Annotated in this window: 18 protein-coding genes; 13 read left to right on the forward strand and 5 right to left on the reverse strand. The window is 29.2% G+C overall.

Annotation, left to right across the window (positions count from 1 at the left end):
* The first annotated feature begins 248 nt into the window (after positions 1 to 248).
* Positions 249 to 4,208: an HD domain-containing protein gene (locus tag F3K33_RS03790; RefSeq protein ID WP_039773206.1), complete on the forward strand. Its 3,960-nt coding sequence runs from the start codon at positions 249 to 251 to the stop codon at positions 4,206 to 4,208.
* A 408-nt stretch (positions 4,209 to 4,616) separates the two neighbouring features.
* Here F3K33_RS03790 and F3K33_RS27085 read toward each other — a convergent pair whose 3' ends face one another.
* The gene (locus F3K33_RS27085) at positions 4,617 to 5,027 is read right to left on the reverse strand and encodes an IS66 family transposase (RefSeq protein ID WP_051144889.1); all 411 of its coding nucleotides are present in this window, start codon (positions 5,025 to 5,027) and stop codon (positions 4,617 to 4,619) included.
* A gap of 237 nt (positions 5,028 to 5,264) precedes the next feature.
* Between F3K33_RS27085 and F3K33_RS03800 the strand changes: the two genes are divergently transcribed.
* From F3K33_RS03800 to F3K33_RS03820, 5 genes are all read left to right on the forward strand, one after another.
* Positions 5,265 to 6,083, forward strand: a complete 819-nt coding sequence (locus tag F3K33_RS03800; RefSeq protein WP_039773204.1) for a MerR family transcriptional regulator — start codon at positions 5,265 to 5,267, stop codon at positions 6,081 to 6,083.
* 510 nt (positions 6,084 to 6,593) lie between these two features.
* Entirely contained in the window at positions 6,594 to 7,772 is a 1,179-nt protein-coding gene (locus tag F3K33_RS03805; protein WP_039773203.1) for an MFS transporter, read from the forward strand.
* Positions 7,773 to 8,474: 702 nt separating this feature from the next.
* Positions 8,475 to 9,317: a BglG family transcription antiterminator LicT gene (gene licT / locus F3K33_RS03810; protein ID WP_039773202.1), complete on the forward strand. Its 843-nt coding sequence runs from the start codon at positions 8,475 to 8,477 to the stop codon at positions 9,315 to 9,317.
* Positions 9,318 to 9,392: 75 nt separating this feature from the next.
* Positions 9,393 to 11,300, forward strand: coding sequence for a beta-glucoside-specific PTS transporter subunit IIABC (locus F3K33_RS03815; protein ID WP_039773201.1), 1,908 nt, complete (start codon positions 9,393 to 9,395; stop codon positions 11,298 to 11,300).
* Positions 11,301 to 11,464: 164 nt separating this feature from the next.
* Positions 11,465 to 12,925 carry a glycoside hydrolase family 1 protein gene (locus tag F3K33_RS03820; protein WP_039773200.1) on the forward strand — a complete coding sequence of 487 codons (1,461 nt, stop codon included), beginning with the start codon at positions 11,465 to 11,467 and terminating at the stop codon, positions 12,923 to 12,925.
* 441 nt (positions 12,926 to 13,366) lie between these two features.
* On the opposite strand, the gene F3K33_RS27090 is transcribed toward F3K33_RS03820, so the two are convergent.
* The 3 genes from F3K33_RS27090 to F3K33_RS03830 are packed head-to-tail and all read right to left on the reverse strand — an operon-like array spanning position 13,367 to position 13,956.
* Complete coding sequence (locus F3K33_RS27090) at positions 13,367 to 13,462, reverse strand: IS3 family transposase (RefSeq protein ID WP_154861651.1); 96 nt, start codon at positions 13,460 to 13,462, stop codon at positions 13,367 to 13,369.
* 12 nt (positions 13,463 to 13,474) lie between these two features.
* Positions 13,475 to 13,567 carry a hypothetical protein gene (locus tag F3K33_RS27095; protein ID WP_167514406.1) on the reverse strand — a complete coding sequence of 31 codons (93 nt, stop codon included), beginning with the start codon at positions 13,565 to 13,567 and terminating at the stop codon, positions 13,475 to 13,477.
* The gene (locus F3K33_RS03830; protein WP_084670576.1) at positions 13,564 to 13,956 is read right to left on the reverse strand and encodes a DDE-type integrase/transposase/recombinase; all 393 of its coding nucleotides are present in this window, start codon (positions 13,954 to 13,956) and stop codon (positions 13,564 to 13,566) included. Before F3K33_RS03830 ends, F3K33_RS27095 begins: the two co-directional genes overlap by 4 nt.
* Before the next feature lie 345 nt (positions 13,957 to 14,301).
* Here F3K33_RS03830 and F3K33_RS03835 point away from each other — a divergent pair, with 345 nt between their 5' ends.
* From F3K33_RS03835 to F3K33_RS03865, 7 genes are all read left to right on the forward strand, one after another.
* A complete protein-coding gene (locus F3K33_RS03835) occupies positions 14,302 to 15,717 on the forward strand; it encodes a HAMP domain-containing sensor histidine kinase (RefSeq protein WP_051144887.1) in 1,416 nt (471 codons plus the stop codon).
* Between the two features lie 4 nt (positions 15,718 to 15,721).
* A complete protein-coding gene (locus F3K33_RS03840; protein WP_039773198.1) occupies positions 15,722 to 16,414 on the forward strand; it encodes a response regulator transcription factor in 693 nt (230 codons plus the stop codon).
* Between the two features lie 529 nt (positions 16,415 to 16,943).
* A complete protein-coding gene (locus tag F3K33_RS03845) occupies positions 16,944 to 17,465 on the forward strand; it encodes a ribonuclease domain-containing protein (protein WP_039773196.1) in 522 nt (173 codons plus the stop codon).
* Positions 17,466 to 17,487: 22 nt separating this feature from the next.
* Complete coding sequence (locus tag F3K33_RS03850) at positions 17,488 to 17,772, forward strand: barstar family protein (RefSeq protein WP_039773194.1); 285 nt, start codon at positions 17,488 to 17,490, stop codon at positions 17,770 to 17,772.
* Between the two features lie 87 nt (positions 17,773 to 17,859).
* On the forward strand, positions 17,860 to 18,603 hold the full coding sequence (locus F3K33_RS03855) for a MurR/RpiR family transcriptional regulator (protein WP_039773192.1): 744 nt from the start codon (positions 17,860 to 17,862) through the stop codon (positions 18,601 to 18,603).
* Between the two features lie 312 nt (positions 18,604 to 18,915).
* Positions 18,916 to 20,343: a PTS cellobiose/arbutin/salicin transporter subunit IIBC gene (ascF, locus tag F3K33_RS03860; RefSeq protein WP_017209408.1), complete on the forward strand. Its 1,428-nt coding sequence runs from the start codon at positions 18,916 to 18,918 to the stop codon at positions 20,341 to 20,343.
* On the forward strand, positions 20,336 to 21,760 hold the full coding sequence (locus tag F3K33_RS03865) for a 6-phospho-beta-glucosidase (protein WP_039773190.1): 1,425 nt from the start codon (positions 20,336 to 20,338) through the stop codon (positions 21,758 to 21,760). The genes ascF and F3K33_RS03865 overlap by 8 nt, the downstream gene beginning before the upstream one ends.
* 224 nt (positions 21,761 to 21,984) lie before the next feature.
* On the opposite strand, the gene F3K33_RS03870 is transcribed toward F3K33_RS03865, so the two are convergent.
* Positions 21,985 to 22,887 (reverse strand): glycyl-radical enzyme activating protein, encoded by a 903-nt coding sequence (locus F3K33_RS03870; protein WP_039773188.1) that lies wholly within the window; start codon positions 22,885 to 22,887, stop codon positions 21,985 to 21,987.
* Between the last annotated feature and the right edge of the window lie 103 nt (positions 22,888 to 22,990).

The raw sequence follows: 22,990 nt of genomic DNA on the forward strand, positions 1-22,990 counted from the left end.
TTTATTTGAGGAGATTCTCTAAATTTTGGATAATTTATAAAAAGGCAAAGGCAACATAGAAAATATGTGAAATATATAATATATGTAATAAAAGTTGCTTAGAGAAAATATTTATATTTAAAGTAATATGGTATGTTATGAAAACAATTTATGTGTAGAGGGGATTATATTTAGATAAATTTTATTCACATTAAATAAATTTGATAAATACATTTATATTTTATATTAAATAATAAGGAGAGAGAAATATGCTATCAATATACACGTTGGAAAAGCATTTATTGTTGTGTGGTGATGAAGATCAGAAATATAAGGTGCTTTATGATATATATAATTTCAATAAGACATTGATTTGTGATGTAATTAATGAGACAGATAGGTATTTCTCATTTTATAGTCGTCATGATGCGACTCATTCAGAAACAATTATATCTTCAATAGAAGCATTGTTGGGTGAAAGTGGTATAAAGCAATTATCTCCAACAGATACATTTTTACTATTATTATCAGCTTATTTGCATGATTTTGGCATGTGTCTCCAGTATAAAGAGATCAAGGAGATGTTAAAGACTGGGGATTTTAATGATTTTGTTAGAGAAAAAAGTAAAGAAAAAGCTTTTAAGCAGTATACATATTGGGTTAAAGATGATAGTTTTAAAACACAATTTTTTCATGAAATAAATTGGCCATTGGATGCGATTCAAAGTATAAATATACTAATATCTGAATATTACAGGAAATCACATGGTGACAAAAGTGAGGGAACAATTAATGAACAATTTAAAAATAGCAATATTAATATAAATCCACACAAACATTTACCTGAGAGATTAGAAATACTTTTAGGCAGAATTTGTAGTTTGCATACAAAAGACTTTTCTTTAGTAATGGATTTAGATCATGAAACTAACGGAGCCTTTAATGATAAAGCTCATCCAAGATTTATAGCAATACTGATACGTTTAGGAGATTTGCTGGATTTAGATAATAATAGATTTGATGAAATAAAATTAGCTACTATATGCGATGAGATTCCAGCACTGAGCAAAATTCACTATGAAAAGCATAAAAGTATTAAATCTTTTTTAATTACACCCAAAACAATTAATATTGTATCTGAAAGTGATGATGATACTGTCTTACGTGAAATGAGAAGCTGGGTAAAATGGATACAAGAAGAAGTTGATAATTTCGGGGACAATTGGAGTAGAATAGTGCCTAATAATTTTTTAGGAACAATTCCTAATCTTCAACATAATATAAAAAAGAGTAATGGAGAGATAATTTTTGCAGACAAGGATTTAAAAATATCATTACCTGAACAAAAAGCATTTCAAATCATACAAGGTACGAATATATATAAACATAATCTGATTTTTATAAGAGAATATATACAAAACGCAATAGATGCATTAAAGATACAATTTTTATTAGATCAATTTCAGGAATTAGATAATTTCAATATGGAAGAAAGATTTGAAACAGAAAATGATAAAATTAAATATATATGTGAAAAATATTATAAAGATGATTTAGATGATGTTATAAAGAAGTATGGTGTTACCATTAGAATCTATGATTGTAGAAACAAAGAAGAGTTGGAAGCATTTAGATATTATTATAATTGCAAAAATTACAAAGAAGAGGATTTTTATAGCAAAATAATAGTGGTTATTGAAGATAATGGAACAGGAATATCTATAGATGATATTACTAATAGGATACTTAAAGTAGGAAAAAAGGATAAAAAAAATGATGATGAATATAAAAAGCTTACAGAAAAAATGCCAGCATTTTTACAACCTACAGGAACATTTGGTATTGGTTTACATTCAGGATTTTTAGCTACAGATAAAATTATAATTCATACAAAAACATCATATGATAAGAATAACGGTAGAGAAATTATTATTGAATCTGGCACTAAAACAGGATTTGTTCAATGTAATATATGGAATAAGGAAGAAGAAAAACTAAATACAATCATGAGAGGTACTCAATTTATTATGAGTTTGGATGTAGAATGCATTAAAGTTGATGAACAATATACTACTCCAAGTTATCAATGTGAATTTCCATTTGGAAAATCAAAGAGAGATTACTTAATTGATTATATTGTTGGTATTACAAAAGCAGTAATAAGACATCCATTTTTTAATGTTAAACTAGTAGATTACAATAAAAATACAATAGCTACTACTAAAAGAAATATTATTGATAGTGATGTTGCAGAAAAGAGTATTGTTAAAGAAACAATTATTAAAAACAATAAAAAATATAATGTAAAAGTATCAACACTACGTTCTTCAGATAGAAATTGGTACCTGACAGTAGAAGAAAGAAAAGATGGAAATGTGTTAGTGTTGAAATTAGGAGATAAGTGGGATAAGAATAAAAAAGTTAATATATTATACAAAGGGATTCAAATGCAATCTATTGAATTGCAGGAAATATTAAAAAGGTATATAATATGTGGTTCTGAAGCGATTATTAATTATAGCTTTAAGGAAACAAGTGACTATATTACAATAAATCGTGATGAGGTTACAAAAGAAGGAAGAGATGTTTGCGAAGCAATTTTTGAAGAATTAATGTATATTGGATTAGAGCATATTAAGACTTATTTTATGAAAGAATACGGAGAAAGTACAGATATTAAGGGATATATAAAGGCTAGAAGAATATTTGAAACTATTTCAGAAGAATTTAATACACAGTTTAGCAAGTTTATAGAGAATACTAAGGATGAGATTAATGATAAGGAATTTGAATTCAATTATAATGATGATTTATCTGGAGAAATACGAGAACTATTAACAAATAATAAAGTTGAAATTCTGTTGGAGGCATTTGTAAAAATATTAGCTTCCAAAATGTTGGATACTAGAAAGCATTATGAGGAATATGAATTACAAGAAAAAATTAATAAATATAAAGAACTTTTTTATATTGCTGTAAGCAAATTCTTATTGCGCTTTAGTTCTTCAGTAATATCAGATGAATTCTTTAGTAAGGATTATATAGAATGTTTGTTTGATACATTAAGCATAGAAATAGGTGGACATGCATTATCGTTTTTGGAAACTAATAAATTATTGCCTTTAATACCAAGTTATAAAAGTAGAGATGGGAAAATTAAAACTATAGAACTTAATTTTAAGACAGATATTCCTGCGTTAGGTATTTTTTTATACCATATTAAATATGCACAAAGTGATCTTTTAGATGAAAGGTACAGAAATATATTAGAGGTTTTGGCAGATAATTATATATATAATTCAAATTATGGGTCTTATAGTCAATCGGAAGATAATGCTTTTGAGGATATCTTCTTATATCGTATTATAGCTGATAGGATGAAACCTATAAGATTTGGAGCTGAGGCAATATGCAATTATAATCAATTATATTTACCCAATAATGAATTTTTTCATGATGAAAAAGGAAATTGTATTTCTATTTATCCTATTAAAAATATGAAAATAAAATATAAGAAACAAAATAACAAAATTATTGAGTCGAAATATTATGTGCAGTTAAATTGTGAAAAAGGAAATTTATTAGAATATATTTTTATTGAATGTGATTTTCAAGTTATTAAAGAATATATGTTTAGCGATATTATAGAATATAATTATATTGATGTTGAGCAAATAGGGACATGCTATTTTAAAGAGAGAAATATGTATTGTATGCCAGCTACTAAAAATTATTATGATATAGCAGTGAAGAACATACCTTTTGAATTTCAAAAATGCTATAAAGAATCTAAGTTTAAATATATTAAACAAGATAATTATATAATGATACCAGTGGATAAAAATGTAGTGATGAGGTGGGGAGATTTATTTGAAGGGTCTCATTCAACAGAATTTAAAACACTTGCTATGGAATGTAGAAAACAATTAATTAGAGGAAATCTATTAACTGATATAGAAAAGCATTTAATGGATAATGAGTTGTATGAATGGAACTATTTTGAAGAAATTTACATAGAACATAAAATTGATATTTATAAATTATTTATTAATGATTGTAAAAAAATTAAAATGACTGAATCTTTTTTAGATATTGTAAACTATACATTAAAGAATAGAAGCTATCAAACTGATGTAGCAGAAGAAGAAATAAGAGAAAAAATAGTTAATGGATATATATTATTATTGAAAGACATATTTATACATATCATTGATTTTTTTTACAAATAGAATGTAATATTTACAAGTTTAAGATAAGATTTTTTGGTGGATTTTAAAGGTCACGCTTCGCCTCCACCATAAAATACACGACCATTTGCATGTGGCTTGAATAGCTGCTTACAGGTGGCCGTGTTTTTTTATTGTCATGGGTAGCGTAACAATTAAACCCTCGGAAATTTTGAAATTTTAAATCTTGATTTTGTGGACTATTTCTGGATTTTTAAATATATATGTTCTAATTAATAAACTTAATTAAATTATAGATATATTAGAATCTATATGGATAATATATAAAAAATAGAGATTTATTTGTAAGCGTCAAAGAATCAACGCGTAGTGGTAGCGTAATTTAAGTGATAAAATAAACTCAACAGAAAAATTTAAATTATCTGTTGGTATAATTTTATATGTAAATAATTATTTATTAGTCTTGATACGCAGCTGATCTGGAATGTTTTCCGACCACGGCATACATTTTTCTAGCATGTCCCTTTCTTTAATTTCCGAACTTGCCAACACTTCAAATAAATATACTAAATACTTTTCCCTTGCTAAGCCATTGGCTTTAGCCGTTTCAATAATACTATAAAGAAGTGCACTTGACGATGCGCCTTTTGAAGTCTTTGAAAACATCCAATTTTTTCTACCAATTACAAATGGCTTTATAGCTATTTCGGCTGCATTATTATCAATTTCAAGACATCCGTTCGTTAAGAAAGTTCTCATATATGGTAATAACTTTTGCGCATATGCAAGAGCCTTACCTAAAGGATTTTTAGGAAGGGCGTTAACAATTTCTCTCCAATTTATATTTTCATTATTATTCATATGAAATAAACCTCTATTGTTAAAATCTATGCTAATTTTAACAATGGAGGCTTGCATTTTCTATCAGTTAATTTTTTTACGCTTACTTGTTAGATAATATTCTGCGGAATTAGAATGTATGAAAATATAGATGATTATACGGTATTATTAATCTTTTAGTGGACAGTTTGACAATCCCATAGCATTAGTATAATATACACTATTATGTAATTAGAAAGTTAATAGGAGTAATTTATTATGTACAATAAGGAAAATTATTTCACTACAAGTGAGTTTGCAAAGGTATGTGGTGTAACAAAGTATACTCTATTTCATTATGATGACATCGGAATTTTAAAGCCAGAGATTGTAGAAGAAAATGGTTATCGTTATTATTCGCCAGAGCAAAGTTTTTCTTTTGATATCATCAACATTTTGAAAGAGGTCCATACCCCGTTGAGTGAGATTAAAGGCTATATTCAAGATCAGAATCCAGAGCGTTTTTTGTCTATTCTAAAGGAGAAAAAGGAACAACTTGCAAAAGAAGAGAAAAAAATTGAACGGATGCAAAGATTGCTGCAATTAACTATTGATATGACGGATAATGCACTACACGCTGTCTGCGGAGAACCATTTATTCGAGAATGTCAGGAAGAACTTTTGATAGCCGTGGAACTTTCTGAAAAGGATAATGAAAAGGCTGATGTAAAAAAGATACATCAGAACATCGACTATTGTGTAGAGAATAACATTGAAATCTGGTATCCTATTGGGTCGGTTTTTACGAAGATACAATTTGAAAGTGGAAACTGTAAGAAACCTACCTATTATTTTAACAAGTTGTATGTGCCATTTAATGATGAAAGAGTACTTGTCAAGCCCAAAGGGAACTATGCAATTCTTAACCATAAAGGTTCCTATGAGAGTTTGCCTCTATCCTATGAAAAATTGAGAACCTATATTGTTGAAAAGAAAAGGAGCGTTATTGGAAGCGTCTATGAGCATGAGATGCTTAATTTTATGGCGACCTGTAATTCTAATGGTTATGTAATTCAAATTGCGGTACAAATTGAATAATTTCTATATAAACATTACTAATTTACTCCTGTTTTAGCATGAATAACAATTTCGGTCTTCAATAAACACTTACTCATTGAATAATCTATGATACAAAACCTGCCCTGTATATTTATTAATAAATGTACAATGTTGTCACTTGTAATGTATTTTACACGTTTATATCATCAAGATTGCCTCGTTTTGATTTCCTTAATCTTTTCAATTAACTTTTCATTTACTTCTGACGCCACATCTTAAACAGATATTACTTTTGGGTTCTTTTTATCACTATAAAAGAAGATTTCAGAAAGAAAAAATCCAAAATAAAAAAGCCAGCAACCATTTGGTTATACTGGCTTTTTACTTTTTGTATGCATTTTGAAATTTCTAGATTATTAAGACATATGGACTTTAAGAACACAACTATTATTAATTACTATTTTCTTCTTGACTATAGTGTTACGCAACACTGTATTATGTGAGTTGATGGCACTTATAAAATAATATATTTTCTGGAGGTTAACTTAAATGAACACAAAAAACAAATCTTTTTGGACAAGGAATTTTATTTTAATATTGATTTCTAACGCATTATTATTTATGGCCTTTGAAATGCTTGTCCCAACTTTACCACTATTTGCTGAAAGTGTTGGATGCACCACATCACAAATTGGTTTGGTAGCAGGATCATTTACAATTTCTTCACTGATAATTCGACTATTTGTTAATCGTCTTATGTATATTATGAATAAAAAATATATTTTATTAATTGGTATTTTGATCTGTACATTGATAACCGGAAGCTATATGTTTGCAGATTGCCTGCTTGTATTGCTAGCATTCAGGTTAGTACATGGGCTTGGATTTGGTATAGCAACTACATACTATGCTACATTAGCATCAGAACAATTGCCTCGCAAAAAGTTAGGAGAAGGTATGGGCTATTTTGGGGTTGGTGAAACTATCTGTATGTCGGTGGGACCTATGATCGGAATAGAAATTCTTAATAAAGCTGGATTTAGTGGTATGTTTATAACAGGAGCTGTTATATTATTGATAGCCGTTCTTATGATTTTAGGAATTACAAAGCAGAAAATCAAAGAAAAGGCACCTAAAAATAAATTCAAAAAGGTACCTCTAAAATTGATAGAGAAAAGAGTCCTACCACAATGCTTTTTAATATTCTTTTTTGGTATTGTAGTTAGCGGAATAATGTGCTATTTGTCATTATTTGCCAAGCAACAAGGAATAACAGATGTATCATGGTTTTTCTTTATCGCGGCGATTACTGGTATTTTTATTAGGGTTATATCAGGAAAAATATTTGACCATAAAGGTCCTATATACGTACTTGTTCCTTCAGGATTAAGCTTAATTATTGCTATGATTCTCATTGCCTTTAGTCAATCGGAACTTCAATTAAATTTGTCTGCTATATTTTATGGCGTATCAATCAGTGCAATTATGCCTGCAATACAGGCTTGGGTGATAAATATGGTCGAGATTGAGAGTAGAGAGGTTGCAGTAAGCTCATTCCTTAATTTTTTTGACATTGGAATTGGAGTAGGCTCATTACTTTTAGGATTAATTATCGAAGCGACGTCTTATAAAGCAATGTATCTTCTGTCGATTTTATTTATTATAGTTTATTTGTTTTTGACTGTTTATATAGTTAAATATAAAAAAAGTAATACTCAAAAACTTTAATGATTAGGAGTTTCTTTTTTAAAATTTTATTATATGATAGCAATGAAGAATTTTTTATTATCTATATTTCCATTTTTGTGACAATGTTTAAGCTAAACACAAACATTAATTTCAGCAAAAGCGCACTGTCTAATTCCTAAATAACTTATGCGTTGTAAGCATAAACTAAGGAATAGCCGTATACGGAACCGTACATACGGTGGCGTGAGAGGTCGCAGAATAAAATAATTGTTCAGCTTCTACTCGATTTAGAATATCACCGGTTACTGGTGGCCCTGAAAATAATCAAGGAGTTAAAGTTATAAGCCAAATAAGCAGGTATGATTTACATGAAAGAATAGTCAAAGTTTTTATATAAATGTTAGTTAATAAATATTGCATTTGTAAGGTTTAATTATATATTATATGATAATGTATAATGTTAAAAGATTAGAATGATTAATTTAAAAATAAGTGGATAGTTGAAGGGAAATAAATAAATATATATTGCAAATAAAATATCTTTAATATATAATTTGATTAATGGATGGTGATCGTGATAAAACGAGCTATACCTATTTGTTATATTTATATAAAATGATTATGTCGTTTTATATAAATATAACAAATAGGTTTTTTTGTTTAATGGGAATAAAAATTTTATAGGTGATTTTAATTTTCTATTGAAGTTGTAATAAACTTATTAGTAAAGGAGCATGTGTTATGATAATATCAAAAATCTTTAATAATAATGCTGTATTAATCAAAGATGAAAATGCTGGAGAGAAAATTGTAATGGGATGTGGGATTGCTTTTAAGAAAAAATGTGGAGAAGAATTGGACGAAAGCAAAATTGATAAAACATTCATATTATCAAATCCAGATATCAGTAATAAGTTCCAAGAACTAATGACATATATTCCATCTGAATATATTGAATTAGGCGAAGATATTATACGGTATGCAGAGAAAACTTTAGGTAAAAATTTAAACGATTCAATATATATTTCTCTAATTGATCATATATATGCAGCAATTAAACGTTTTAAAGATGGTATTTTAGTCAAAAATGCTATTTTGTGGGATATTAAAAGATTTTATAAAGATGAATTTAATATTGGATTAAATGTACTTAATATGATAGAACAACGATTTTTAGTTAGGTTGCCAGATGATGAAGCGGGATTTATAGCAATACATATTGTAGAAGCACTATTAAATGAAAACGTTGAAGATATGTACAATATAACAGAAGTAATGTCGGAAATATCAAATATAGTTAAATATAATTTTCGCATTTCCTTTAATGAAGATTCAATATATTATTATCGCTTCATTACTCACCTAAAATTTTTTGCACAACGTTTATTCGGAAATAAGGTAAATATTGATGATAAAAGTGATGACCTGCTAGATACGGTGAAATTAAAATATGTTAATTCGTATGAATGCGTTAATAAAATAGGTGAGTTTCTTAAAAGAAGATATAATTATAATATAGCAAATGAAGAAAAGTTGTATTTAACTATTCATATTGAACGATTAGTTTATAAGTCAGAATCATGACTGGATGGTGACATTAGGTTGGCTATACCTTCATATTTCATATAAAAATAAAAAGAAAAATGGAGGAATTAAAACATGGGAAAGTATGAATCATTAGCAAAAGACATTATTAAAAATGTCGGAGGAAAGGAAAATATTAACAGTCTAACACATTGTATAACAAGACTTCGATTTAAATTGAAAGATGAAAGCAAGGCAAATGATGAAGTCCTAAAAAAAATGGATGGTGTTATTACCGTAATGAAAAGTGGTGGACAATATCAAGTAGTTATTGGAAATCATGTACCTTATGTGTATGCTGATGTCTGTTCTGTTGCAGGTCTTAGCAATGAATCAGTAAGTGATTCGAAAGATGAGGCTAAAGGCAAGATTTTTGACAGATTAATTGATGTTATTTCGAGTATATTCCAGCCAGTATTGAGTGTTTTAGCAGCTTGTGGTATGTTAAGAGGTTTTAACTCAATGTTTGCCACATTAGGATTTTATTCAAATACTTCTGGAGGATATCTACTATTAGATACAATTGGTAATGCAATATTTATGTTTTTGCCAGTATTTTTAGCTTATACAGCTGCAAAAAAATTCGGATTAAAACAATTTGTTGGAATAGTAATTGGTTGTGCTTTATGTACTCCAGCAATCCAACTAAGTACATTATCAGCAGCAGGGCAGCCAATGTATACATTATTTGAGGGAACTATGTTTCAATCGCCTATATACACAACATTTTTTGGAATTCCGATAATTTCAATGGATTATACTTCTACAGTTATGCCAGCAATTTTGATCGTTTATTTTGCTTCAAAATGCCAAAAGATTTTTGAAAAAATTATTCCTGAATTAGTTAAGGCATTCTTTGTACCATTGCTCACATTAATTGTGGCATTACCAATTGGTTACATTATATTAGGGCCAGTTGCAACGTTTGGGTCAAATATGATTGCAACCGGACTTCTACAGCTTAGAGGTTTAAACCCTATTATTGCAGGTGCGATAATGGGTACGTTTTGGCAGCCGTTAGTTATTTTTGGTTTACATTGGGGAGTTATACCAATATATATAAACAATATTATGACTAATGGGTTTGATAACTTTTTAATGATGTCATTTGCTACTACATGGGCTACAACAGCTGTTGTTTTGGCAATTATGGTAAAGACTAAGGATAAGAAGTTAAAGAGTTTATGTTTCCCAGCATTTATATCAGGTCTTTTCGGTATAACAGAGCCAGCAATTTACGGTATCGTATTGCCTAAGAAAAAACCATTTATAATAAGTTGTATTATTAGTGGAATTGTTGGTGCATACTTTGGTGCTTCAAACTTTAGTGAATACATTATGGGTGGATTTGGTATATTTGAATTTCCTTCTTTAATTAATCCACAAACAGGCGATCTAGGAAATGTTTATGTTGGAATCATTGGGACAGTTGTTACTGTAATTCTTGCATTTATTGTTATGTATGTACTTTATAAAGATGAAGAACCAAAAGAAATAGAGGCAGAAAAATTTGATGGAGTAACTACTAAGGATTATATTATTGCAAGTCCAATATCAGGAAAAGTATTACCATTAGAACAAGCGAAAGATGCAGCATTTGCAGAAGGAACTTTAGGTAAAGGAATAATTATATTACCAGAAGAAGGAGAGGTGTTTTCTCCAGTAGATGGCACCATCAGTGCATTATTCCCAACATTACATGCTATTGGAATAACTTCTGATAATGGAATTGAGTTATTAATTCATATAGGGCTTAATACAGTGCAATTAGAAGGAAAAGGATTTAAGGCATTTGTAAGCGCTGGAGATAAAGTAATAAAAGGACAAAAGATAATTACTTTTGATAAAAATAGTATTGAAGAAGCAGGCTATTCATTAGAAACACCAGTTATCATAACTAATTCAAATGATCTTTTAGATATTATTGAAACTAGTGAAAAAGTTGTTAAAGCTAAAGATGAATTAATGACAGTTATATTTTAATAAGTTTTATAGAAGAAAGCTGTCTTAAAATTTATTAAATATTATTTTAAGGCAGCCTTTTAATAGGTGATATGGTTTTTGATTTAAAAAAATTTTGATGTTATGAATAAAATAATATATTAGAAATTATAAGATTATAAATATAAATGGTAGGAGGTAAAAATATGAGTTTTTCTAAAGGATTTTTTTGGGGCGGTGCATTAGCTGCTAATCAATGTGAAGGGGCGTATCAAGAAGACGGAAAAGGATTAAGTGTTCCTGATATGCTTTTAGGAGGGGATGCGAATACACCAAGAACATTTTGTCCACAAATTCTAGAAGATAGATTTTATCCAAGTCATAATGCAATTGATTTTTATCATTTCTATAAGAATGATATTGCTTTATTTGCAAAAATGGGATTCAAGATGCTTCGATTATCTATTAATTGGAGTCGTATTTTTCCCAATGGTGATGATAAGGAACCTAATGAAGCAGGGCTGAAGTTTTATGATGATGTGTTTGATGAATGTAAAAAATATGACATTGAACCATTAGTTACATTATGTCATTATGAAATTCCTTGGAATATCGCAAAAAAATATCAAGGATTTTATAGTCGTGAAACAATTGATATGTATGTTAAATATGCAACAACATGTTTTGAACGTTATAAAAACAAAGTAAAATACTGGATTACTTTTAATGAAATCAACTTTGCAACTACATCTGATGGAGCATATCAGAGCGTAGCTCTATTTTCTGAGGAAGATTTAAATAGAACAGAACCGTGTAAGATTGATGAGCTTAAGGATAATCCGCAAAAAAGATTTGAAGCTTTACATAATCAATTTGTAGCAAGTGCACTGGCTGTAAAGAAAGGGCATGAAATTAATGCTAATTTTATGATTGGATGTATGATCTGTCATATTACATGGTATCCTTACACATGTAATCCAAAAGATATTATTGCTTGTCAAAAGAAAGATAGTATCTTTAATGATTTCAGTGGAGATGTTCAAGTTAGAGGAGAATATCCTGAATTTATTTTCTCTTATTTCAGAGAGGAAGGTATTAATTATTCTTTTATCACTGATGAAGATAAAAAGATCTTAAAAGAAGGAACTGTTGATATGTATACATTCTCATATTATATGAGTAACTGTGTAAGCGTTGATCCAAATGTTCCAACGGTTGCTGGGAATCTTGAAGGAGGAGCTGAAAACCCATATTTAAAAACCTCTGACTGGGGATGGCAAATTGATCCGGATGGGTTAAGATATACTCTTAATAAATTAGCAGGTCGTTATCCACATCTTCCGTTAATGATTGTAGAAAATGGATTTGGTGCTAAAGATAAGGTTGAGGAAGATGGAGCAATTCACGATCAATATCGTATTGATTATTTTAGAGAGCATATTAAAGCAATGAAAGAAGCTGTTGAAGACGGAGTTAATTTAATTGCTTATACAACATGGGGACCAATTGACATTGTTTCAGCAGGAACTGGACAGTTGTATAAAAGGTATGGTTTCATATATGTTGATAGACATGATGATGGAACAGGAGATTTTTCAAGAAAAGAAAAAGATTCATTCTATTGGTATAAAAAAGTAATAGATACTAATGGCGAAGATTTAGCATAAATAATCATAAGAGGTTGTTAAATAGCTAATTTTTTGTTGCTAAAAAGCATAATAAATATTAGGGAATAACATGAAAAGTATTAAGTTTAAGTATAAAATTTGATGAAGTTATATTCATTCAATAACTTAATATAAATTTTAAATTGGTGGATTTCAAAGGTCACGCTTCGCCTCCACCATAAAATCCACGACCATTTGTATGTGGCTTGAATAGCTGCTTACAGATGGTCGTGTTTTTTTATGAGGATAATCCCTTACAAGATACATATAATCAGAATAAATAAAGAGTTTACTTTTTGAATTTTTTAATAAGACAGTAAGCTTTATTCTAACTCATTTAATATATAGTCACATATGGCAAGCGCTGAATTTTTTCACTTGTGGATTTTAGAGATTTTTTTGGAATTGTCAAGGTTTTGTGGACACAAAGTTATGTGAATCTTATGAATTTAATTCTTCAAATTGAGATGTAGAGAGATATTCCAATGAAGAATGCATTCTTTTAGTATTATAATAAATTTCAATGTATTTAAAGATTTCTTTTTGAGCTTATTCAGGTGACTCGTAATGGCATCTTGAACAAGCTCTCTTTTTATTGTTCGATAAAAAGATTCCATTACCGCATTGTCGTATGGATTTCATCTTCTACTTTCACTGTGAATAGCATCATATCGTTTCAATAATACCTGGAATCTTCCGCATGTAAATTGAGATCCTTGGTCTGTATGTACAATTAAACCTTTTTCAGGATGTTCTTTTCCGTACACTTGCATAAATGCATCTATTACAAGAATATCTTTCATCCTATTGTTCATAGACAATCCAAAAACTTTTCGGGAGTATATATCTATAAATACTGCAAGGTATAAAGTACCTTTTCTGGTTCGAATATAGGTAATATAGCCACCCCATATTTTATTGCGCCCATTAGATTGAAACAATTGATTTAGTAAATTTGGTCTTTCAACTGCATTAACTTTTTGATTGTAATGTTTATAACGATAATGACATCCTCCAGGGAAAAGCTTCATATTTCACATTAAACGAGATACTTTGGTATTAATTTCAAAAACTTAAGAAACCTTAAGTTTTTTCACAAGTAACTCTTAATCTTTTCTTTTTACAATAAGTATGAAAGTTAATGTAAGGAGGGATTTTTATGCAAGATTTAAAGAAAGTTTAATCAAAGATGCTATTAATAATTATAGATTGATTTACAAGATGGGGAGGGACTAATAAGGAAGCAAATTATTTTCACAAGACACAGGTTTATCAATAAGGAACAAAAAGTGATTAAAAATAATTAAGTTCAAGAAATATAACAGTTTGTAGAAATAAATAGATGTAAATGGTAAAATCGTATGGGAGTGAGAGTTATGCGTAAATTACGGAGACTAGAAATATATAATAAAATAAAAAAGAGTATCAATGCTAAGCTCAGCTTATGGATATTAGGATCACTAATTATTAGTGTTGTGTTTGGAATGACACTTGTACAAATCTTTAGGACAACACATTTTCTCGAGGTAAAGCATGTTGATTATGATAAAGACAGAAATGATACAGTAGTGGATGTTTTAAATTTTATTAATGGTTTATATAAGGAAGAAAATGATAAAGATGGATACATTAGAAAGAATATAGCGTCTTTTAAGGAGCGCTGTCATATTTATATAGTTAATAAAGATGGAGATGTAGAATATCATAGTGAAAATGATGATGCAGTTCATATAAATATTGATGGATATATGAAAGATATGAAAAAAGCTGGTGATAAAATTATTAACATAATATATCCATTATCTATAGATAACAATATTCATTATTTAGTTTTAATGAAAACTGTGGAAGGAGTTCCCATATACACACATGAGATTAGTTATGCTGCTGCAGCAACATTAGCATTAATATTATTTATATTTTTAATCTACTTTGGAGTTAGGAAAAAAGTAAAATATATAGAATATATATCTTCATCAATAGAGGAAATATCTAAGGGAAATTTAGACTATAAGCTTGAAATAAAAGGTGAAGATGAACTTAGCTTTGTGGCAAATCAGATTAATTCTATGGAAAAAAGTATTTTAAATATGATTGAAAAAGAAAGACAAAATGAAAGAACGCAGCGTGAATTAATCACAAATATTTCACATGATTTAAAGACACCTCTTACAATAATATTAGGATATTTAGATATTATAAGGACAAAGGCATGTAAAGGTAAGGAGGAAGAAGAAAGATATATAGAAACAGCATATGAAAAAGCATTATTGCTTCAAAAAATGGTATTAAAGTTATTTGAATTTGTTAATTTAAACCATAAAGAAATAATACTTAACAAAATTGATGTAAATATCAATAAACTTTTGGGACAGGTGATTACAGATCACTTGGCGATGGCGGATGGAAAGAATATTAGCATTGAATATAAAAATCCTCAAAACACAATTACCTTAAGTGTGGATTTAGATAAAATATGCAGAGTGTTTAATAACTTAATTGGTAATGCTATAAAATATTCAGAGGAAAATGAAAAGATTACAGTGACTTTAGGGGAAGATGCAGCTGGAGCAGTAATTTCCTTTAGAAATAAATGCAGGAATATAAACGAAGAAGATTTAGATAAGTTGTTCATTAGATTTTATAGAGGTGATAAAGCAAGAAATAGCTCTGTAGAAGGTAGCGGAATAGGACTATCAATAGTTAAAAAGATTATAGAACTTCATAATAGCCATATATGGGTAGAGCAACATGATGATGAAATTTGGTTTATTATAAGATTGAGAGGTTAAATCTATGAGTAAGAAGAAGATTTTAATAGTTGATGATGAATATGATATTAGAAATATAGTGAGCATTTATCTTGAGAACAATGATTTTGAAACCGTTCAGGCAGAAAGTGGTCATGTAGCATTAGAAATTATTGATAAGGGCAAAATAGATTTAGCTATTCTAGATGTTATGATGCCAGATACGGATGGAATTACATTGTGTATTAAAATAAGAGAAAAAACCAATATGCCTATCATAATGCTGTCAGCTAAAGATCAAGATATGGACAAGGTTATTGGGTTAACTTGTGGTGCAGATGATTATATAGCAAAGCCTTTTAATCCAATAGAATTATTAGCAAGGGTGAGAGCGCAACTTAGAAGATTTATTGACCTAAATCCTGTTCAAATTAATAGTGAGGTATTAAAATATGACGATTTTACACTCAACTTAAGTACTCATAAACTGATAAAAAAAGATGAAGAAGTAAGACTAACACCTACAGAATTTAAAATTCTAAAATTACTATTGATTAATAAAGGAATAGTATTTTCTACAGAAAAAATTTTTGAAAAAATATGGGGTGAAGAAGAATTCGAAGTAGATAACACTGTTATGGTTCATATTAGAAATTTGAGAGATAAAATAGAAGAGGATAATAGGAACCCTAAGTATATAAAAACTGTCTGGGGTGTTGGTTATAAATTTGGAGATTAGAAAAATCTATAAATATAGATAATTCTAATCAATTTAATAAATTTTAAGTAGTGGATTTTAAAAGTTGTGCCTCGCCTCGACCATGAAATCCAAGAAAATCTAAAATTTGGATTTTCGTGGGTCTTTTAGTTTGTAGAAAATTATATTTTAGGGGATTTATAGATAAATGCTATGATTTACAGAATGCATAGATGAATAGTAGATTTTACTATTCATGTGTAAAATTATAGAAAAAGCAGGAAGTATTAGATATAATAAAAAGAGTAGAATTATACAAAAGAATTTATGGGATGGAGATACATATGAAAAAAGAATTTTCAGAATAACTCTCTTTTACGGCTGATACAAATGGGTTCGATAAAGTGCTTATTCCTCTAGATAGGTGTAGCCCACTCGCCTCCACGTGATTTGTAGTTAACTGCTATATCTATGAATAAAAAATATAAAATGAGTCGATCAAAGTCAAGAGTCAATAAAATTTAATTGCGTTTTGTGCTTTGAGCGAAGCGCGAAAGGAATGGTTATAAAAATGAAAAAAATATTTATACAGAAGATTTCTGCTGTTTTTATACTTTTACTTATGTTCATAGGTTTATTTGGATGTGCAGCAACAAATAAAACTGCTGCAAATAAGCAGCAGGATAACAATGTGGAAGCTACAAAATCAGAAGATAAAAAGATAGATTCTAGCCAAGATGGGGATTCAAAGAATAAAAAAATTATTAATGATTTTCAAGGCGTTGCAGATTATATACATAAAAATGGAACTTTGCCTGAAAATTTTATAACAAAAGCGCAGGCTAATAAACTTGGATGGAAGCCAGGAGACGATCTTAGCAAAGTAGCGCCTGGTAAAAGCATAGGGGGAGATATTTTTAAGAATGCTGAAAAATCTCTACCAGATGCGCCTAATAGAATTTGGCATGAATGCGATATTAACTATAATGGAGGACATCGTGGGGATGATAGGATTCTTTATTCAAATGATGGATTAATTTACTCTACCTCAGATCATTATAAAACATTCAAATTATTATATAAAGGAAAGTAGTTTTTTTAAGGATGTGAATAGCTTGAATAAAGTAGTAATACAAGGCAGTAAGCTTACGGATAGAAATATGTTACACCAAATTTTAAAACAGGAATTAAAGCTTCCTGCTCATTACGGTGAAAACTTAGATGCACTCTGGGATTGTCTAACTGCTGATATTCAATTGCCAGTTACAATTGAATGGGTTGACTTTCAAAAAAGTAAAGACTTATTAGGTGATTATGCTGAAAATACATTAGAAATTTTTAATGAAGCTGAAAAATTTACTGAAGGAAAACTTAAGATAAAAATTATTTCCAACTTTTAATTGACTCAAACTTATATCTATCTTGATTGAAAAAAACGTTATCAGTTGATATAATGTATGCAATAGTCCAATGGAAGGAAGTATTATATGTTCAGTTATAGTCAAATCAAAAGTCTTAATGATTTAGAAATTTCTGTTTATAATTATATTATGGATAATAAAGATAAGGTCCGATATATGAAAATAAGGGAATTAGCAGTTGAATCGCATGTATCAACTACAACCATATTAAATTTCTGCAAAAAAGTAGGTTGTAGTGGTTATTCAGAGTTTAAACTAAAATTTAAATTATTTATAGAAGAAAAAGAAATTAAAAAAGTAAGTGAAGATAATACAGAGATAATTGATTTTTTTAAGAAAACAAATACTGAAGAATATGATGAGAAGATAGATGAAATTGTAAAAGCTATATTAAAAGCAAAGAGAACAATTTTTATAGGAAGTAGCATGTCTGGGATTGTAGCAAGATATGGAGCACGATATCTATCAAGTGTTGGGCAATTTAGTCTATGCATTGATGATCCATATTACCCGACTACAGGTAAGTTTTATGAAAATTCAGTTGTGATAGTATGTTCTGTGTCTGGAGAATCAAAAGATATTATAGGTCATATAAATAGATTTAAAAAAGATGATTGCTGTATTGTTAGTATTACTAACACTGAAAATTGCACTATAGCGAAAATGTCTGATTATAATATCCCCTATTATGTGCCATATGTTAAAGTAGGAATATATGATATTACAACTCAAATTCCAATAATCAGTATAATAGAAAGAATTGGAAGGAAACTACAAAATCGTCGAGAAGAATCTATACAAGATGAGTAAATAGCTATGCGCAAAAAATAAAAGTATTTTACATAGGGCTTTATTGATTTGAAGTTTTTAACTCAAGTTGATAAAGCTTATTTTAATTACTTTTTTGTTTGTTAATCACAGTTTTTTAAATATATGAAATGTCAAGAATACATTTCGATTTTAATTGCAAAAAAACATTTTGTTTTTTTGCAATAACAAATTATTAAAAAACAGACATGTTTTTTATAAATGTTTACATAGTGACAAAATCAGCTTTTTCAATTAACATTAAGATACATTCAATAGCTATTCGAAAATAATAAATATAAGTGAGGTAATAAAATGGCAAAGGATTATGCATTAATTGCGAAAACGATTGCGAAAAATTTAGGCGGTATCTCAAATATTGAAAGTGTAACTCATTGTATGACTCGTTTAAGAGTTTGTTTAAAGGACGACTCAAAAGTAAATGTAGATGAGATTAAAAAAATTAATGGAGTAATGGGATATGTAAACCAAGGTGGACAACATCAAGTTATTATTGGAAATAATGTATCTTATGTTTATAAGGAAGTTTTAAAATTAGGAAACTTTGGAGAACAAAGTGACGTTGCAAAAGGTATAAAAAAAGAAAAGCTAACTATCAAAAAAGTTGGAACTAATATATTGGATGCATTAGTAAGTACAATGTCACCATTAATACCAGCAATTATTGGTGGTTCAATGGTGAAGTTAGTAGTAATGATTTTATCTATGTTAAAAGTACTACCAGCAGACAGTACTACATATACCTTACTGAATGCTATGGGAGATGCAGCGTTTTATTTCCTTCCAATTATGGTGGCAGTATCAGCATCTAAGAAGTTTAAAACTAATACTTATTTAGCTATTGCAATAGCAGGACTTATGGTACATCCAGATTTTATGAAACTAATGGTAAGCGCATCAGAAGGTAAGGAAGTAACTTTAGCGTTTATTCCTATTGCATCCGTTAAGTATACGTATACGGTAATACCAGCACTTTGTATGACTTGGATATTATCATATATTGAAAGATTTGTAGATAAGATAACACCAGAAGTAACTAAAAATTTCTTAAAACCAGCAATTATAGTATTGATTGCAGCTCCAATAGCAATTGGACTTATAGGACCTTTAGGTATATGGATTGGTACAGCAATATCAGGTTTAGTTTATTTTGTTCACAGCAAATTAGGATGGGTATCAGTAGCAATAATGGGAGCTTTATGGCCACTACTTGTTATGACTGGCATGCATAGAGTATTTACTCCAACCATATTAACAACTATAGCAGAAACAGGAATGGAAGGAATGGTAATGCCTTCAGAAATAGGTGCTAACCTTTCATTAGGAGGAGCAGCTTTAGCTGTTGCTTTTAAAACTAAAAATAAAGAGTTAAGACAAACTGCAATTGCAGCTGCTTCTTCTGCAATCATTGCAGGAATCACAGAACCATCACTGTATGGAGTAGCATTAAGATTTAAAAGGCCTTTGATAGCATCATTAATTTCAGGTGGTGTATGTGGTGCCGTAGCAGGGATAGCAGGACTCGCAAGTAGATCTATGGCCGCACCGGGTTTATTCACAAGTGTTCAGTTTTTTGATCCACAAAATCCATCAAGCCTTATTTGGATAGTTGGAATAATGATACTGGCAGTCGTATTATCTTTCGTATTAACTCTAATATTTGGATTTGAAGATATTCCAGCAGAAGAGAATATCGAAATAATGGGGGCAGATAATGAGTAAATACAGTTTTCCAGAGGAATTTCTATGGGGCGGAGCTATTGCAGCAAATCAGGCTGAAGGTGCGTATAGAGAAGATGGAAAAGGTTTAAGCACTGTAGATGTTATACCACATGGAATAAACAGAATGAAAGTAAAATTAGGGTTAGAAGAAGATTTGACTTTGAAAGATAGTGAATTTTATCCAAGTCATGAGGCAATTGATTTTTATCATCATTATAAAGAAGATATTGCTCTGATGGCCGAAATGGGATTCAAAGTTTTTAGAACTTCAATCGCATGGACAAGAATCTTCCCTAATGGAGATGATAGTAAACCTAATGAAGCAGGAATTAAATTTTATAAAGATTTATTTTTAGAATGTAAAAAATATAATATAGAGCCATTAGTAACATTATGTCACTTTGATGTTCCAATGGAACTGGTTAATAAATATGGATCATGGAAGAGCAGAAAAATGATATCATTTTTTGAAAAGTATGCAAGATGCTGCTTTAAAGAATTTGATGGCTTGGTTAAATACTGGCTGACATTTAATGAAATAAATATATTGATACACAGTCCTTTTTCGGGAGCAGGTATATATTTCAAAGAAGGTGAAAACAAAGAGCAGGTTAAGTATCAGGCAGCTCATCATATGTTAGTAGCAAGTGCTTTAGTAACTAAAATAGCCCATGAACAAAATCCAGAAAATAAAGTTGGATGTATGCTTGCAGGAGGAGATTTTTATCCGTACTCATGTGATCCAAGAGATGTATGGATGGCTCATACAAAGGATAGAGAAAATTTATTTTTCATAGACGTACAAGCTAGAGGTAAGTATCCATCATACTCAAAGAGGGTATTTGCGGAAAAAGAAGTTAGTATTGTAATGGAAGAAAATGATCTGGATATATTAAAAAATACAGTAGACTTTATATCTTTTAGTTATTATGCTTCTAGATGTGCATCTAAGGATATGGAAAATCAAACTGAAGCTAACGTTGTTAAATCCATAAAAAATCCTCATTTAGAAGTTAGTGAATGGGGATGGGCTATTGATCCGTTAGGTCTTAGAATAACTATGAATACGCTATATGATAGGTACGAAAAGCCTTTATTTATAGTAGAAAATGGACTAGGTGCTAAAGATACAATAGAAGAGGATGGCTCAATAAATGATGATTACAGGATTGATTATCTTAGACAGCATATCATGGAAATGAAAGAAGCCATGGAAGATGGAGTTGAACTATTAGGATATACATCTTGGGGATGTATAGATTTAGTTTCAGCATCCACTGGAGAGATGAGCAAAAGATATGGATTTGTATATGTAGATAAGCAAGATGATGGAACTGGAACTTTAGAGAGAAAAAGAAAAAAATCTTTTTATTGGTATAAAAAAGTAATAGAAACAAACGGTGAATGTTTAATATAAAAAATTTAAAGGTTACAGTGCACTGTAACTATAAAACCCAAGACAATATTTATTAGTATTGTCTTGGGTTATTTTAGTTTATAGATATTAAGAGAATGACATCACTATAAAAAACATATTAAAAAGTAGTAATAGAAAAGTATTTTAGAATTAGCAAAGGTGAATTATATCTAAATGACGCAGGATTTTATTAAAAATATTGATAGTATTTTTCCTTTTGCTTCTTAAAAATAACAATCAAATCCGTTTTCAACGAATATATTTTTATACTCCAATAGATCTTCTTCATGAAGTTGCTGCGTATTTTGGAAAGTATATGGTTTGTTCAGAAGTTCGTATTTTTTCTGCCCAAATTGATGAAATGGAAGTAAGTTTACTTTCTTAGCATTAACGGACTCAAGTAATTTACAAAATTCTTTAGCATCTTCTAAACTAGAGTTTATGTTTGGAATGACAGGAATACGAATAATGACATCTTTGCCGTTATCTATAGCAATTTTCAAATTTTTAATAATTAAATCATTATAAACATTTGTTACTTTAAAATGCTTTTCTCTATCATAGTGTTTTATATCAAATAATAATAAATCTACATCTTGTATAAACTTTGAGAATGTTTTATTTGAAGCATATCCAGTGGTTTCAATGGCTGTATGTATGTTTCTATTCTTCAATAGTTTTAATAATTCTGATGCAAACTCATGCTGCATTAATACTTCACCACCAGATAAAGTAACGCCACCATTTGATTCTTCATAAAACATTTCATCTTTCATAACTTCATTCATAACATGAGAAAGGGTTAAAAATTCACCTTCTGCTGAAAGAGCTTTATGAGGACAGGAATTTTTACAAGCAAAACAAGAAATACAGTTGTTAGAATCAATTTTTATATGATTATCATTTAAGGAAATAGCATTATTTTGACAAACGTCTATACAATGAAGGCATTGTGTGCACTTAGTTTTATCACATATGATTTGTATCTTACTATCTTGAGATTCTGGATTTGAACACCATAGGCAACTTAAGGGACAGCCCTTGAAAAAAACTACAGTTCTGATTCCAGGACCATCGTGTATGCTGTATTTTTGAATATTGAAAATGCAAGCCTTTATATCTTTCATAAAAACACCCCCATATAGTAAAAGCAAGATTAGTATTACGATTGAACCGCAATAATTTAAGTTTCAATTGATGATTCAATGTTAACATGAAAAAATATAAGTG

Source organism: Clostridium beijerinckii, from assembly GCF_008705175.1.
GTDB lineage: Bacteria > Bacillota > Clostridia > Clostridiales > Clostridiaceae > Clostridium > Clostridium beijerinckii.